This is a genomic window from Mycobacterium sp., assembly GCF_049281135.1.
GTDB lineage: Bacteria > Actinomycetota > Actinomycetes > Mycobacteriales > Mycobacteriaceae > Mycobacterium.
The window spans coordinates 14,531-30,785 of sequence record NZ_JBAPRN010000360.1; the positions used below are offsets into that span (position 1 = coordinate 14,531).

Genomic DNA, 16,255 nt, shown 5'->3' on the forward strand with positions numbered 1-16,255 from the left:
TGTCTCGTAGTCTCACACAGATCATGCGGGTCCGCGAACCTTCGCAGCCCGCGATGGCCACCAGTTCGCCCTCCCGATCAGCGCCGCCAAAGCCGGAACCGTGATGGTGCGAACCAGGAAGGTGTCCAGCAGAATTCCGATGCCGATGATCACACCACCCTGGACCACAGTACCGATGCTGGAGAACAACAAACCAGCCATCGAGGCGGCGAAGATCACGCCTGCGGCAGTGATCACACCGCCCGTCGAACTCAGCGTGCGGATGATGCCGTAGCGCATGCTGCGCGGCGACTCGTCACGCATTCGTGAGACGAGCAGCATGTTGTAGTCGGCTCCCACCGCGACCAATACCACGAATGCCAGCGGCGGCACGCTCCAGTGCAGATGCTGACCGAGGATGAATTGGAAGAACAGCACGCCGATGCCGACCGCTGACAGATACGAAACCACCACGGAAGCAACGAGATACAACGGCGCGACGATCGCGCGCAGCAGCGCCATCAAGGTCAGCAGCACCACAAGGAGGGTGACCGCGATGATGAATCGGATGTCGTGGTTGTAGTAATCGCGGGTGTCCTTGAGGCCAACGGTGAACCCCGCCATCGATATCTTGGCGTCCGAAAGCGCGGTATTCGGTTGAGCTCCCTTGGCGGTCGCAAGGATCGAGTTGACCTGATCCATCGCTTCGGTGCTGAACGGATTGAGCTTGGTCTGTACCAAGTACCGCACCGAATGGCCGTCCGGTGACATGAAGACGTTGGCGGCCTTTTTGAATTCTTCCAAGTGCAGCAACTGTGACGGGATGTTGAACCCGGCCATCGCGGGTTGGGCCGCGTCGTGCTTCAGCGACAACAGGAACGTGGCTGACTCGCTGAGCCCCGCGCCCATCTGTTTGACCTGGTCAACGAGCTGAGCCACCGCATCAGCCACCTCCCGGCTTCCACCGGCGAATTGGTCCGCGCCACTTTGCAGGGCGCTGAGGTTGGTCTTGACGCTGCCCGGCTGATCCATCCCCATGGACTGCAGCACACCGGTGAGCCTCGTGAATGACGCCCGAATACGGTCTGCGGATGCCTTCAATGCCGCTTTGTCCGGGTATTGCTGCAGCTGGTGGGCCAGGTCGTTGATCGCATCGACGTCTTCTCGATCTCGCGAACTCAGCAGCTGCTCGAACGTGTCGCGGGTGTTGCTGCAGGACTCATCCATATTGCACACAGGATTACCGCGCAGGGCCATCGCCACCGGACCTATCCAGGCGAAAAAGTCCTTGGCGCCGCCGTACGTAAAGCCCATGGCATTGGTGAGCGAGTTGACGTGGTCGACGAGCTGGGCGGTGATGTCGACTTGTTTCACCAGGGCGTCGCCGCTGTACTGGTCCTTCGTCGAGGACATCGAATTCTCCAGGTCCTGCACACTGGCTGCGAGACGGCTGACCTGGCCGCGCACCTCGTCAAGGTTGCTGGCCAGCGTGCCTGCCCCTTCCGACAGCCGGTTGAGCTCGCTGGTGTGGTCGTTGATCAGCTCCGAACCGCCCTGCAGGAAGGTGCCTATGGCTCCCGCCTGATAGGTGGCCCTGAATTGTTCCGGTACGTTCCCGGTCGGCCGGGTGATACCACTGATCGCGGCGATGTTCGGTAATTGGCTGACTCGGTCCGCCATTTGTTCCAAATCGGCCAGGGCCTGCGGCGTGCGCAGGTCGCGGGGCGACTGGATCAGGATGTATTCCGGAATCGATTGATTCACCGGGAAATGTCGATCCAGCACGTTATATCCGACGGAACTCGGAGCGGAAGCCCCCAATGCCTTCCGGTCGTCGTAGTTGTAACGGACAAAGGCCGAGCAGCTGGCCAGGATGGCCAGCACCAACATGCTGGCCACCAGATGAGTCTTGGGCCGGCGCACGATGCGGATACCCGAACGTCGCCATAACCGGGCGGTCAGTTCGCGGCGCGGCTTGACCCAGCCACGGGGGCCCGCAAGCGAAAGGATGGCCGGCAGCAACGTCACCGCGGCCAGGAACGCCACGCCGATCCCGATCGCCGCAGCCACCCCGACCGTCTTGAAGATGCCCATGCGGGCGAAGCTGATCAGCAGGAACGTGATTCCCACCGTGGTGGCGGATGCGGCGATCACTTTTCCGATCGAGATCAATGCCCGCTTGACCGCCTGATCGGATGCCTCACCCAACCGTAGGTAGTCGTGATATCGGCTGATGAGGAAGACCGCGTAGTCAGTTCCGGCGCCGGCCATGATCGCGCTCAGAAAGACGATGGACTGATTCGAGACACCGGTACCGGTCAGCGCCGAGTAAGCGGCCACCGTCGACTGCGCGATCATCAGGGACAACCCGATCGAGATCAGCGGCAGCAGCATGGTGACCACGCTGCGGTACACCACCAACAGTACGAGCAGCACCAGCACGCCGATCGCCAGCTCGATCGGAAGCCGATCCTTCTCGCCCGCGACGGTCAGGTCGGCGACTGTCGCCGCGGGCCCGGTGATGTTCGCCCGCAGTGGCGTCCCTGCGACGGCATGACTGACGACATCACTGATCTGGTTGTAGGCGGCGTAGGACTGAGGCGTTCCCAGCTCGCCCGCAACACCCACTGGCAGCACCCAGGCTTTGTCGTCCTTGCTGGTCACGATGGAACGCAGCGGTGGCGTAGTGATGAAATCCTGCAGCATCACCACATTGCGGGTGTCCTGACGCAACGCGTCCACCAGCTTGCCGTACACCGCTTCATCGGCGGGGCCGAGCCCCTTGTCGTCGGTCAGAACGACCAGCAGCAGGTCTTCTGAGCCCGATTCGTGAAACGCCTCGGTCATCTTCCGAGCGGTGACGCTCGACGGCGCATCGTTAGGCAGGATGGCGAGTGGATGCTTCTGGGCCATCTCGTTCAGCGACGGGAACGTCAGCGGTAGCGCGACCGCAACTGCTACCCAGAGCCCTATCACCACCAGGGGCCATCGCACCACAAAGTCAGCTAGTCGCCGCATAGCGTCCCCGCCCCCGTTCGGCGCAGCTTCTGCGCCCGTCGGCGACGCTCGCCGACGCATTACCCACCGTTTTAACCATCCACCTGCTCACGCTATGCGACGCGGCCCCAGTGTCCGCTGTCGGCAACCCGCGTACACACCGACCGCATCGCCTCCATATAGCGGGTCACCGACTTCTGGGCGACCGGGTTGTCGGGATACATGATCGCCATGACCGTGCCTTCGCCGTACCGGAAGATGTAGATCGTCAACTGGTATGAGAAGCGTCCGTCGGGGTAGATCCCGACGTTGTCCGCAAGGCCCAGATCGGCGGCCGCGAGAATGGCGTTGAGCGGCGCAGCTCCGCCGTGCAGGAAGTTCGATACCGGAAAGTTCGGTTGCGGCCACTTCAACCACGGCGCCAATTCCAATACCCGGTAGTAAGGCACTCGCGCCATGTCCAGACCCGAATCGAAAGAAGACTGCGCTGCCCACGCCGCGTCGCCGAACGAGGCCGCAGCTATCGGCACGGTGATCGGGATCAACCCGGTGAACCACCCCTGGGTCATGAAATTGTCCGCGCCGGTGCGGGAATCCCTCGGAGTAAGTCCGTAGTACGTCGGAGCACCAGTGAACTCGTGCTCCACCAGTGCAAGACAGGCGAACAAGCCGCCGACGAAACGCGCGCCGGCCGTTTTGCAGGCTGATTCGAATCGTTCGGTCTGCTCTGGGTCCATCAGGAGGTCGGAGGCCATCTCGCTGCTGGTCGATTCCGACGGATTACCCAGTGGGAGCGGGAACTCAGGAAAGCTGCCATTGTTGTTCTCCGCATAGTCGATCCAGGCGTTCACCCCGGGCGAATCCACGGTCAACGTCGACGTGAACTCGCGCTCGCGGACGCAAAAATCGTCGTAGCTGCCGGCATCGGGAAGCTCGAGGGGCTTACCGCCGCCGCTCAACGCGGCATACATGCCGTTGGCCTCCATCATCGTGGTGCCGATCAACGTCGCGTCGCCGTGCACGTGGTCCATTGCGACAAAGAACGTGAAATGGCCCTCGCGTTGCACAATCCCGAAAGTGAAGCAGCCCCACTCCAACGGATTCGGTATACCCACGACGTGAGCGCGAACTTCGTCCTCGGTCATGTTTCCGTGATTGATCGGCTCGAATTCGATGTCAGCCGGGTCGGTGATGGTGTGCCGGACGAACTGGTCATCGCTGGTGTGCTCGAACCAACTCCGGAACGTGTCGTGCCGACGCAGGTAGGCGTTGAGGGCGACATCCATCGCCGCGATATCGCACTCGCCGGACGCGTCACAGCTAGCGATGATTTGGCGGGAGAAGTTCAGCCCCGCGGCGGTCCGGTCGCAGTAATTTCGCAGATGCTGACCCTGCATATAGCTGACCGGCACCGAACTGGCCGGCGCGTGCCGGGCCTTCCCTGCAGACACGGGCGTCGGGTGCCAGGAGGTAACTGAGCCTGGAGCCAGCACCCATTCCTTGAGTGAGCCGACGGTGATCTTCCCGATGCGCAAGTGTTCGTCCTCCTGATGTGTACGACTCCCGTGCGGTCGCTGCTTGCAGCGAGACCAAAGATATCCCGCTCCGCATACTGTCGCCCGATATCGCCCGCCTGCGTGGGCTCACCGACAGCTCACGCGGATCCGGCGGGCCTTGCTATTGACATAGAACCATCTGGTGTAGAACGGCAATGACAGCCGTACCTTGCGGTACGGTGCCCAATATCCGGCACCGCAGCCGGCACGCCATTTGCATTACCCGCCCCGCGGCGGTAGTTCTGTTGCCCATCCGGGCCGCACGCGGCGACCGAATCTTTCACAGTCCCCCTAATCGAGAGGACAGCGCATGGTATCCGTTGAAGGCCCCCTGCAGCCAACATCAAGTTTTGCGATCGTCGGCTATGCGGCGCGCTTTCCGGGTGCCGCGGATGCGGTCGAGTTCTGGGATTTGCTGCGTGAAGGCCGGGACGCGGTATCGGAGATACCCGAGGACCGGTGGGACGTCGACGAGTTCTTCGACGCGGACCCCGACGCGCCCGGCAAGGTTGTGACCCGTCGGGCAGGCTTCGTCGACGACGTGACGGGGTTCGATGCGCCGTTCTTCGGTATATCGACGCGCGAGGCCAGATTGTTGGATCCGCAGCATCGGCTGTTGCTCGAGACGGCGTGGCGGGCGGTGGAGCATTCTGGCACCGCGCCAACGGCTTTGGCGGACACCAACACCGGCGTGTTTGTCGGCCTGGCCACCCACGACTACCTGGGAATGGCGTCGGGCGACATGACTTTCCCCGAGATCGAAGCCTATATGGCGATCGGAACGTCGAATGCCGCCGCGGCGGGCCGGATCAGCTACCGATTGGGGCTGCAGGGCCCGGCGGTCGCCGTCGACACCGCGTGCAGCTCGTCGTTGGTGGCAATCCATCACGCATGTCAGGCGCTGCAACTTGGCGAGTGCGACCTCGCTCTGGCGGGCGGCGCGAACGCCATCCTCACCCCGGCGACGATGATCACCTTCTCCCATGCGCACATGCTGGCGCCGGACGGGCGATGCAAGACGTTCGACGCCGCCGCGGACGGTTACGTGCGCGGCGAGGGTTGCGGCGTCATCGTCATCAAGCGGCTCGAGGACGCGATCCGCGACGGTGATCGGATCCGGGCCGTGATACGCGGCAGTGCGATCAACCAAGATGGCGCGTCGGGTGGATTGACGGTGCCCAATGGTGTTGCCCAGCAACGGGTTATCACTGCGGCACTGAAGCGCTCCGGCCTCGCGCCCGCCGACGTCGACTACCTGGAGGCACACGGGACTGGGACATCGCTGGGCGACCCGATCGAGGCTCAGGCCGCCGGCGCTGTGCTCGGCGAGGGCCGCGAGCCCGGCGAGCCGCTGTTGATCGGCTCGGCAAAGACGAACATCGGGCACCTGGAAGCAGCCGCCGGCATCGCGGGCGTCATCAAGGTCATCCTGTCGCTCGAGAACCAGTTGCTGCCGCCGCACTTACACTTCCGCAACCCGTCACCGCACATTCCCTGGGAACGACTGGCGCTGCAGGTCGTGCGGGAGGCCACCCCATGGGTGCCCAATGGTCGGCCGCGTATCGCGGGAATCAGCTCATTCGGGTTCGCCGGGACCAACGCGCACGTCATCCTCGAGGAGGCACCGGCTCCAGCGGCCCAGATCGCCTCGACACCCGAGCCGGCCGATGACCGGCGATTCAGCATCCTGCCGATATCGGCCCGCACGCCAGACGCGCTGGTTCAGATCGCCGGTCAGTACCGGACCTGGATGAGCGCGCACCCGGAGGCCACCTTGGCGGACGTGTGCTTGACCGCTGGGGTCGGGCGGGCACACTTCGAGCACCGAGCCGCGCTGGTGGTCAACTCGACCGAATCCGCCAGTGAGTTGCTCGGCGCACTCACCGACGACCGCCCGGCACCCGGTCTGGTGCGGGGAGTGTCCGATGGCACGCCCAAGACCGCATGGCTGTTCACTGGTCAGGGCAGCCAGTATCCCGGCATGGCGCGGGAGCTGTTCGACACCGAGCCGGTGTTCGCCGAGACGTTGAACCGCTGCGCGGCCGCGGTCGCCGATGTTCTCGAAAAGCCATTACTGGACGTCATTTTCGACGTTGACAGTCCGGACAGCGAAAAAACACTGCGCCAGACCTCCTACGCCCAGCCGGCCTTGTTCGCAGTGGAGATGGGCCTGGCCCGGCTCTGGCAGTCCTGGGGCTTTGACCCCGACGTGGTGCTAGGCCACAGCGTCGGCCAGTATTCGGCCGCTTGCGTCGCGGGCGTATTCAGCCTCGAGGACGGCGCCCAGCTGATGGCCGAGCGCGGCCGTCTTTTCGGCAGTTTGCCGGCGGGCGGGCGGATGGTTGCGGTCTTCGCCGGCGCCGAGCGGGTCGAAGGGTTTACCGACGAATTCCCGAACCTGTCCGTTGCCGCCTACAACGGCGCCAACACCGTATTATCCGGGCCGGAGACGGATCTGGATCAGGTAGTAGCCAGGTTGCAAGCCGACGGCGTCCGGTGTGATTGGTTGGAGACCAGCCACGCATTCCACTCTTCGCTGCTGGACCCGATCCTCGACGAGTTCGAGGCATATGCGGACCGATTCAAATACACATCGCCACAACGGATTCTGGTGTGCAACCGCACCGGCGTCGCGATCGGCAGAAGCGTGAAACTAGATGGCAACTACTGGCGCCGCCACGCGCGGCAGCCGGTGGAATTCGCCAAGAACGTGCAGACGCTGTCTGACCTGGGTTGTAGGGTGCTGCTGGAAATCGGCCCGCAGCCGGTGCTCACCGCCGCAGCTTTGCGGGCGTGGCCCGACCCGGCCACCACGCCGCGGGCTATCGCGTCAATGCGTAAGAACACTGCCGATCACCGACAGATCACCGAAGCCCTTGCCGACGCGTACGCGCTAGGGCATCTGCCCGACTTCGGCGCCCTCCGGCAGGCACACGCGCGAAAGCTCGACCTGCCCACGTATCCGTTCCAGCATCGCGAGTACTGGTACAAGGACAAGCGAGAGCGCCCCCACCAACAATCACACATGGGTGGCCCGCGTACCCAAACCATGCGTCTTCTCGAGGACGGCCGGATCGAGGAACTCGCGGGCCTACTCGGCGGGGCGAGCGCTGACGGCCAGACCGTGCAAGTGCTGACAAAGCTTGCCGCACAACACAACCAGCAACGCAATACGCAATCCATCGCAGACGACCGCTATGAGATCCGTTGGGAGAAGTCCACTGCCACGGCCTCCGACGCAGAGGGCGACGGCACGGCTAGCTGGTTGTTGATCGCCGATGACGGCGAAGCCGTTGCGCCGTTGGTCGACGCGCTGACAGCGCAGGGCCGGCAGCATCAGATTCTCGGGTTGCCGGCCTCCGACGCCGACGAGGAGCAGCTCACGGCCGCGTTGCGTGCCGCCGCTGAAGCGGCGTCGACGCTGCGTATCGTGCACGTCGCGGCCCTCGACTCCGACACCGCGCCGTCGATGCGGTCGCTGCTGCGCATGCAGCACCAAGTCCTGGGCGGAACAAAGCGACTCTTCCGCGCCGCGTCGGCCGCCGAATTGCGGGCGCCTATCTGGCTGGTAACCCGTGGCGCACAACGAGTCACCGATACGGACACCGTCTCGCCCGATCAGACCGCCCTGTGGGGATTCGGACGTGCCGCTTCGCTGGAACAGCCGCAGTTATGGGGCGGACTGGCGGACCTGTCTGAAGGCACAGCTGACGAATGGTCGCGGTTCGTCACCCAGCTGTCGGCTGCGCAGCGCGGCGAAGACCAGTTCGCGCTGCGGGGTCAAAACGTCTACGTGCCCCGGCTGCTCCGTCGGGTTGGGGCACCGAGCGCGACGCCGCTGGCATTGCGCGATGGCGCAACGTATTTGGTGACTGGCGGACTGGGGTCGATCGGCCTGGAAATCGCCGGATTCCTTGCCGCGCACGGCGCCAAGCATCTGGTGCTGACCAGCCGACGCTCGCCCAGCGATGCCGCGCAACTTCGCATCGACGCGTTACGTGAGCAGCATGGCAGCGACATCCAGGTCGTCGCGGCCGATGTCGCCGATGCGCACGACGTCGCTCGACTGTTGGCCACCGTCAAGGCCGAACTGCCGCCGCTGGCCGGCATCGTCCATGCCGCAGGCGAAATCGGCACCACGCCGCTGAGCAACCTCGACGACGACGAAGTCGATCGTGTATTTGCCGGAAAGGTCTGGGGTGCTTGGCATTTGAGCGAAGCAGCTGCGGATCTGAAGCTGGACTTCTTCCTCAGCACGTCGTCGATCGCCTCAGTGTGGGGCGGATACGGCCAAACCGCCTACGGCGCGGCTAACGCCTTCCTCGACGGGCTGGCCTGGCGGTTGCGCGAGCAGGGCCTCGCCGGGGTCAGCGTCAACTTCGGCCCGTGGGCAGCGGGCATGGCGGACGAGGAAGCGCGCGCCAAGTTGGCCCAACGCGGGGTCCGCACCTTGTCACCCGCCGATGCCCTGGCCGGCGTGGCCGACCTGTTGACGGCGTCGTCCGAACAGGGTGTGGCGCAGGGCGTCGTGGCCCGGATCGACTGGGCGAAATTCCTGCCGCTGTATCAACAGGCGGGCCGACGGGCCTTCCTTGCCGAGTTGGAGCGTGAGGTGCCCAGCGCGGTGCCGGTTACCACGGCGTCGGGGAAGACAGAACTCGTCGAGCGGCTCACCAACGCCCCTGTGCAGCAACGCCGGAAGCTGTTGTCGGACTTTCTGCGCGACGCGGTCGCCGATGTGACCCGAGTCGACGCGTCCGAGATCCGCGAGGATGCCGGGTTCTTCGACCTCGGCATGGATTCGCTGATGGCCGTCGAACTGCGGCGGCGCATCGAGCAGGGCGTGGGCAAGCAGATCCCGGCGACGCTGGCGATGGACCACCCGCGCCTGTCTGACACGGTGGACTACCTGCTCGGCGACGTGCTCGAGTTGACCGAACAGAAGTCCGGACCGTCGCTGGCGACCGCGGTCACAGCCCGCACCGACGAGCCGATCGCGATCATCGCCGTATCGTGCCGTTTCCCCGGTGCCCCCAACCCGGAAGCGTTCTGGGATCTGTTGTCCGGCGGTGTCAACGCGATCCGGGAAGTCCCCGAGGACCGCTTCGACATCGACGAGTTCTACGACTCCGACCCCGACGTGGCGGGCAAGACCTACACCCGTTTCGGCGGATTCCTCGAGGGCATCGACGGATTCGATCCCGAGTTCTTCGGTATCTCTCCGCGCGAAGCGGTCTGGATCGAGCCGCAGCAGCGGCTGATGCTCGAGACGGTCTGGGAAGGTCTGGAGCGGGCCGGTTATTCGCCGGCGGCGTTGCGTGGCAGCCGAACCGGCGTCTTCGCCGGTGTGGCCGCTAATGAATACGCACATCTGCTGTCGGCCGAGTCGATCGACAAGATCGAGCCGTACTTCATCACCGGTAACGCGCTGAACGCGATCTCCGGTCGGGTTGCCTTCGCGCTCGGGCTCGAAGGGCCGGCCGTCGCGGTCGACACCGCCTGCAGCTCGTCGTTGGTGGCCGTCCATCAGGCCGTCCAGGCATTGCACTCCGGTGACTGCGATCTCGCGGTGGCCGGCGGTGTCAACGTCCTGTTGAGCCCGGTGACCGTTGTCGCCGCCTCACGCGCCCGGATGCTCTCACCGGTCGGGCAATGCAAGACGTTCGACGCGTCGGCTGACGGCTATGTCCGCAGTGAAGGCTGCGGGATCCTGGTGCTCAAGCGGCTCAGCGACGCGGAGCGCGACGGCGACCGGATTGCCGCGGTGATCTCGGGCAGCGCCGTCAACCAGGATGGCGCGTCCAGCGGTCTGACTGTGCCCAATGGTGGTGCACAGCAACGGCTTATCTCCACCGCGCTGGCCCGGGCGGGCCTGGCCGGCGGCGACGTCGACTACCTCGAGGCGCACGGAACCGGCACTCCGCTCGGCGACCCGATCGAGGTGCAGGCGGCCGGTGCTGTTTACGGTGCCGCCCGTGACGCCGACCGGCCGCTGCTGATGGGATCGGTCAAGACCAACATCGGTCATACCGAATCGGCATCCGGAGCCGCGGGTCTGATCAAGGTCGTGCTGTCCCTGCAGCACCGGGAGCTGCCGCAGAGCTTGCACTTCGATAACCCGTCACCGCACATCCCTTGGGGCACACTGCCGGTGAAGGTCGTCGACAAGCTGACTCCGTGGGAGCCCAACGGCCGGCCGCGTCGGGCCGGGGTGAGTTCGTTCGGATTTACCGGTACCAATGCGCACGTGCTGATAGAGGATGCTCCGGCGGCACAGCCAGTGATCATCGACGAAGAGCCAAGCGACGATGGCGCGGAGAACGGACGGGAAGAGTCGGTCAACGTGCTGCCGCTTTCGGCGCGCTCCCCGGAGGCGCTGGTGGAATTGGCACAGCGCTACAGTTCCTGGTTGACCATTAACCCGGATGCCGACATCGCCGAGGTGTGCCGCACCGCCGGAGTGGGTCGCTCGCACTTCGAGCACCGCGCTGGGCTCGTGGTGGATTCCGTGCAGAGTGCGGGCGCGGCTCTCGCCGACTTGGCCGCCGGGCAGCAGCGTCCGGGTGTGGTCCGCGGCGAATGCACCGACCGGCCCACGACGGCGTGGCTGTTCACCGGTCAGGGCAGCCAGTACCCAGGCATGGCACGCGAACTGTTCGACGCTGAGCCGGTTTTCGCGGAGACGGTGAAACGCTGCGCCGACGCGGTCAGCGAGATCTTGCCGCGGCCGCTGTTGGAGGTGATCTTCGCCACCGACCGCGAGACCGGTGGCAAGGCCGGGGAAACACTGAAGCACACGTCATTTGCGCAGCCGGCGCTGTTTGCCATCGAATTGGGTCTGGCCCGATTGTGGCAATCGTGGGGCATCGAGCCCGATGTGGTCCTGGGGCACAGTGTGGGCCAGTACGCGGCGGCATGCATCGCCGGGGTGTTCAGCCTCGAAGACGGTGTACGGCTGATGGCCGAGCGCGGACGGCTGTTCGGCAGTCTGCCCGCGGGCGGACGGATGGTGGCGGTATTCGCCGACCCCAAGCTCGTCGAGCAGATTGCCGGCGAATTTCCGAAGGTGTCGGTCGGGGCGTACAACGGCCCCAACACCGTGCTTTCGGGTCCAGGAGAAGACCTCGAGCAGGTCGTCGTGAAGTTTAGCGAGGACGGGGTGCGCTGCACGTGGCTGGAAACCAGCCACGCCTTCCACTCGGAGTTGCTGGACCCGGTGCTCGGTGAGTTCGAGTCGTTCGCAAGCCAATTCGAGTTCGCGGTGCCGACGTTGCCGCTGGTCTGCAACCGCACCGGCGCCATTCTGACGACGGAAACCCCGCTGGATGCGCAGTATTGGCGGCGGCATTCCCGCCAGCCGGTGCAGTTCGCCGAGAGCGTTCGTACCGTTGCGGCGCTGGGCTGCTCGGTGCTGATGGAGATCGGCCCGCAGCCGGTGCTCACCGGGGCCGCGGTGCAGGTGTGGCCGGAGCATCTGGCCGCGCCGCGGGCGATCGTGTCACTGCGTAAGGGTGTCGGTGACCGTGGCCAGATCGCTGATGCGTTGGCCAATGCCTACGTCAGCGGACACCGGCCCACGTTCGCCGCGCTGTACCAGGAGCGCGGTCGCAAGCTGGAGCTGCCCACGTATCCATTCCAGCGCCGTCGCTTCTGGCCGAAGAGCTCGTCGATCAGCGTCGACGGTCCTGCGACGTCCGGACTCCTGGGCGGCGGAAAGGATCTCGCTTCCGGCGACTCCGTCTACACCAGCAGGCTGTCGGTCAAGTCGCAACCGTGGCTGTCCGACCACGTGATCTACGGCACCGTCGTCGTTCCTGGTGCCACGTACGCCGCGATGGCTCTGGCTGCCGTTGGCACGCCTGCGCACGTCAAAGAGGTCTTCTTCTACGAGCCGATCATACTGCCGGAGAAGGCTTCTCGTGAGGTGCAGCTGCTGCTCCATCCGCTTGATGACGGCGACGGCTGGAAATTCCAGGTGCACAGCCGCCCCTACGGTGTTAGCGACGCCGAGTGGTCGTTGAACGCCGACGGGACGGCGGTCGCCGGCGCCGGCGACGAGCCGGAAGCCGAGCCAGTCGAACCCGTTGACACAGCAATCGAGCGGATGGAGCGCATGCGCCCGCAGGAGCTGTTCGAGACTTTCGACGACATGGAATTGTCGTGGGGACCGAACTGGTCTGGATCGCTGAAGTCGCTGTGGCTCAGCGAGGGCGAGGCGATCGGTGACATCTCCGTCGGCGAAGAGCTCTCCGAGAACCTCGGAACCGAGCCGATGCACCCAGTCTTGATGGACCTGTGCACCGGTGTGGCCTTCCCCGCGTTCCCGGCGCTGCGCGCAGCCGAACAGGGCGTCAACGTCTTGTTCCTGCCGTTGCGCTACGAGCGAGTGACGCTGCGGGAGAAGATGCCTCGCCGGTTCTACTGCCGCGCGAAATGGCACACCAATGAACTCGACAGCGAAACCCAGGTCTTCGACCTCGACTACATCGATCGAGACGGCCGCAATTTGGGTGGGATCAAAGGCTTTACCGTCAAGCGCGCGCCGCGAGAGGCGCTGCTGCGCGGCCTCGGTGGCGACACAACCCGGCTGCTGTACACAGTCGGTTGGCACGAGGTGCCGCCGCCGAGCGATGACGCCGGGAACGTCAGCGGCACATGGCTGATTGCCGGGGACGGCGAACTCGCGGCCCAGGTACCGGGCTGCATCTCATTCGACCGGATCACCGATCCAGAGCTGCTGGGACAGCTCTTGTCGCAGGCCCACGAGAAGGGGATGCCGATCTCGGGCATCGTCTGGCGCGGAGCCGGACCGACTGAGGACGAGTCGAGCGCTGAGTCCGCCGCGCGACTGGAGGCCGAGATTACCGGCCTGCTCAGCGCCGTGCACACATTGCAGGGCGGCGAGGTGAAACTTCCTGGCGGACTGTGGATCGTCACCGAACGAGGCGTGGCGACCGAAGCCAGCGAACCGGTTGACCCGGTGCAGGCTGCGCTGTGGGGACTCGGACGCACCATCATCAACGAGGAGCCGGGCTTGCGGTGCAGGCTCATTGATTCCGACGGAGCAGAGGGGGCCGCGCGCTCGTTGGCCGGCTTGCTCGGCGTGCCGGTCGACGAACCGGAACTCGCACTGCGCCAAGGAAGGTTCCTGGCATCTCGCTTGCTGCAATGGTCGCGCAGCGGCCACCTCACGGTGCCGCGAGCAGACGATTACGCTCTGCTTCCCACCGAGCGGGGCGCGATCGACAACCTGCGTCTGACCGAGGCGGAAGTGTCGGCGCCGGACGAGGGTTACGTGCAGGTGCGGGTCGAGGCCGCTGGCCTGAACTTCCGGGATGTGCTCAACGTCTTGGGCCTCTACCCGGGTGACCCCGGGCCGGTCGGCGGCGACTTCGCCGGCACCGTCACCCAATTGGGTGAGGGCGTCACCGGACTGGAGGTCGGTCAGCGGGTCTACGGCTCCATGCAGGGCGCATTCGCCAGCCGGTTCAACGTGCCGGCTCAGTTCCTGGCGCCGATCCCGGACGGGGTGAGCGCGGTTGACGCCGCAACCATTCCGGCCGCGGCGCTCACGGTTCGGCTCTCGTTCGACTGGGCGAAGCTGAACCCCGGCGACAAGGTGCTCATCCACGCCGCCAGTGGTGGTGTCGGATTGGCGGCCATCCAGATGGCGCAACATTACGGTGCAGAGGTCTATGCGACTGCGAGCACCTTCAAGCGGGCGACGCTGCGCAAACTCGGCGTGAAGCATGTGTACGACTCGCGCACAACCGATTTCGCCGACCAGATCCTCGCGGACACCGACGGTGCCGGGGTCGACGTGGTGCTCAACAGCTTGACCAGCGAAGGGTTCGTCGAGGCGACCATCCGGGCGACTGCCCAGAACGGCCGGTTCGCCGAGATCGCCAAGCGCGATATCTGGACTCCCGAGCAGATGGCCGAGGCCCGACCCGACATCGCCTACGAGATCGTCGCGTTGGACACCGTGATGTTCACCGAACCTGATCGCATCCGCGACTTGCTCACTGAGGTCTCGGACGGGTTGGCCAAGGGGGAGTGGACGCCGCTTCCCGCCGAGGTCTACCCGCTGACGGAGGCCAGGACGGCGTTCCGCCGCATGCAGCAGGCCCGGCACATCGGAAAGATCGTGTGCCAGATGCCGACTCCGCTGCAGCCGCGCGGCGATCGGAGCTATCTGATCACCGGTGGACTCGGTGCCATCGGTCTGAGCACGGCGTCGTACCTCGCCCAACTCGGGGCCGGCGACATCGTGCTGACCAGCCGACGGGAGCCGGGCGCGGAGGCGCAACAAACGATCGAGGAGATCAGCGAGCGCTACAAGTGCCGCATCCACACCTTCTCGGCCGATGTCGGCGTGGAGTCGGACGTCGAGAAGCTGTTGGAGCGCATCCGCGCGGAGTTGCCTCAGCTCGCCGGGGTCGCACATCTAGCAGGTGTGCTCGACGACGCCCTGCTCAACCAGCAGGACCTCGACCGGTTCCGGACCACGTTGGCGCCCAAGGCGTTCGGCGCGCTCCACCTGGACCGACTGACGAGGGACGACAAGCTCGACTTCTTTATTGTGTCCTCGTCGGTGTCCAGCTTGCTCGGCTCCCCGGGCCAGGCCAACTACTCGACGGCCAACGCGTTGCTCGACGGTTTGATCGCGGACCGCAAAGCGCACGGCCTGCCTGCCACCGGTATCAACTTCGGTCCTTGGGGTGGGGGCGGTATGGCCTCGTCGGAGGCCGCCAGTGCCAACATCAGTGCGCAGGGTCTGCTTCCGCTGGATTCGGCGGGTGCGCTGGGTGCACTCGCCGAAGTGGTCGCCAATGGCACCGGACAGGCAACCATCCTGAAGGCCAACTGGGCGCGTGCGGCGAAGGTGCTGGGCAGTTCACGGCCACCGATCCTGGATCTGGTGTTGCCGAGTGACATGGCCGAGGTGATCGACAGTGAGTTGCTCAAGCAACTGCAGGAGATACCGGTGGCGCAGCGAGCCAGCTTCATCACCGAATTCCTGCAACGCGAAGTGCAGGGCTTCCTGCGACTCGCGCAACCGCCGGCCGCAACGAGCAGGTTCCTGGACCTGGGTACCGACTCACTGATGGCTGTCGAACTCCGAAACCGGTTGCACAGCCAGTTCGGCGGCAAATTCACCATCAACGCGACCGCGGTGTTCGACTACCCGACGATTGGCGGGCTCGGCGAATACCTGGCGGCTCAGCTACCCGATGCGGACCCGGAGGCGGAGACGGCCGCCCCTTCAGATGCGCCGGAGGCCGGGCCGGAGCCGGATTCTGGTGAAGCGCAAGCGGAGACCGCGACCTCCTCGTCGAACGGCTCCTCGAATGGCTCGTCGAATGGCTCGGGGTCTCCTGCGGTGGCGGAGCCTGACCCGGCCTCCGAGCAGAGTTGATGCTCTAGGCGCCGAGATCGACGTCAGCGTGGGAAAGGCCGACAGGCATCCACGCTGGCGTCGATCTCGTTACAGGTGCTCAGGCCTTACAGCGTGACGATGTCGTAGTCGCTCACGTGATCGGTCAGTACGCGCAGCTGATCTTGCGACGAGCCCAGGGTGTGGTCGATCGCGGTCAGCCGCGCCGCGTAATGACCGACCGGGTACTCGTTGGTCATCCCGATGCCACCATGCAACTGGATGGCCTCCTGGCTGATGTGGCGGCCGGACCGGCCGATCTGCAGCTTGGCGCGTGCCGCGATCA

Annotated in this window: 4 protein-coding genes; 1 reads left to right on the forward strand and 3 read right to left on the reverse strand. The window is 65.1% G+C overall.

Going from position 1 to position 16,255, the window contains the following annotated elements; translation table 11 throughout:
• Positions 1-21: 21 nt before the first annotated feature.
• Together WAN02_RS14465 and WAN02_RS14470 are read right to left on the reverse strand one after the other, a co-directional pair.
• A complete protein-coding gene (locus WAN02_RS14465) occupies positions 22-2,997 on the reverse strand; it encodes an RND family transporter (protein ID WP_422264891.1) in 2,976 nt (991 codons plus the stop codon).
• A 92-nt stretch (positions 2,998-3,089) separates the two neighbouring features.
• Entirely contained in the window at positions 3,090-4,511 is a 1,422-nt protein-coding gene (locus tag WAN02_RS14470) for a condensation domain-containing protein (protein ID WP_422264892.1), read from the reverse strand.
• 331 nt (positions 4,512-4,842) lie between these two features.
• On the opposite strand from WAN02_RS14470, the gene WAN02_RS14475 reads away from it, so the two are divergent.
• Positions 4,843-15,951 (forward strand): type I polyketide synthase, encoded by an 11,109-nt coding sequence (locus WAN02_RS14475; RefSeq protein ID WP_422264893.1) that lies wholly within the window; start codon positions 4,843-4,845, stop codon positions 15,949-15,951.
• Positions 15,952-16,037: 86 nt separating this feature from the next.
• Here the strand turns inward: WAN02_RS14475 and WAN02_RS14480 are convergent.
• The coding region (locus WAN02_RS14480) for an acyl-CoA dehydrogenase family protein (protein WP_422264894.1) at positions 16,038-16,255 on the reverse strand (218 nt) is incomplete at its 5' end.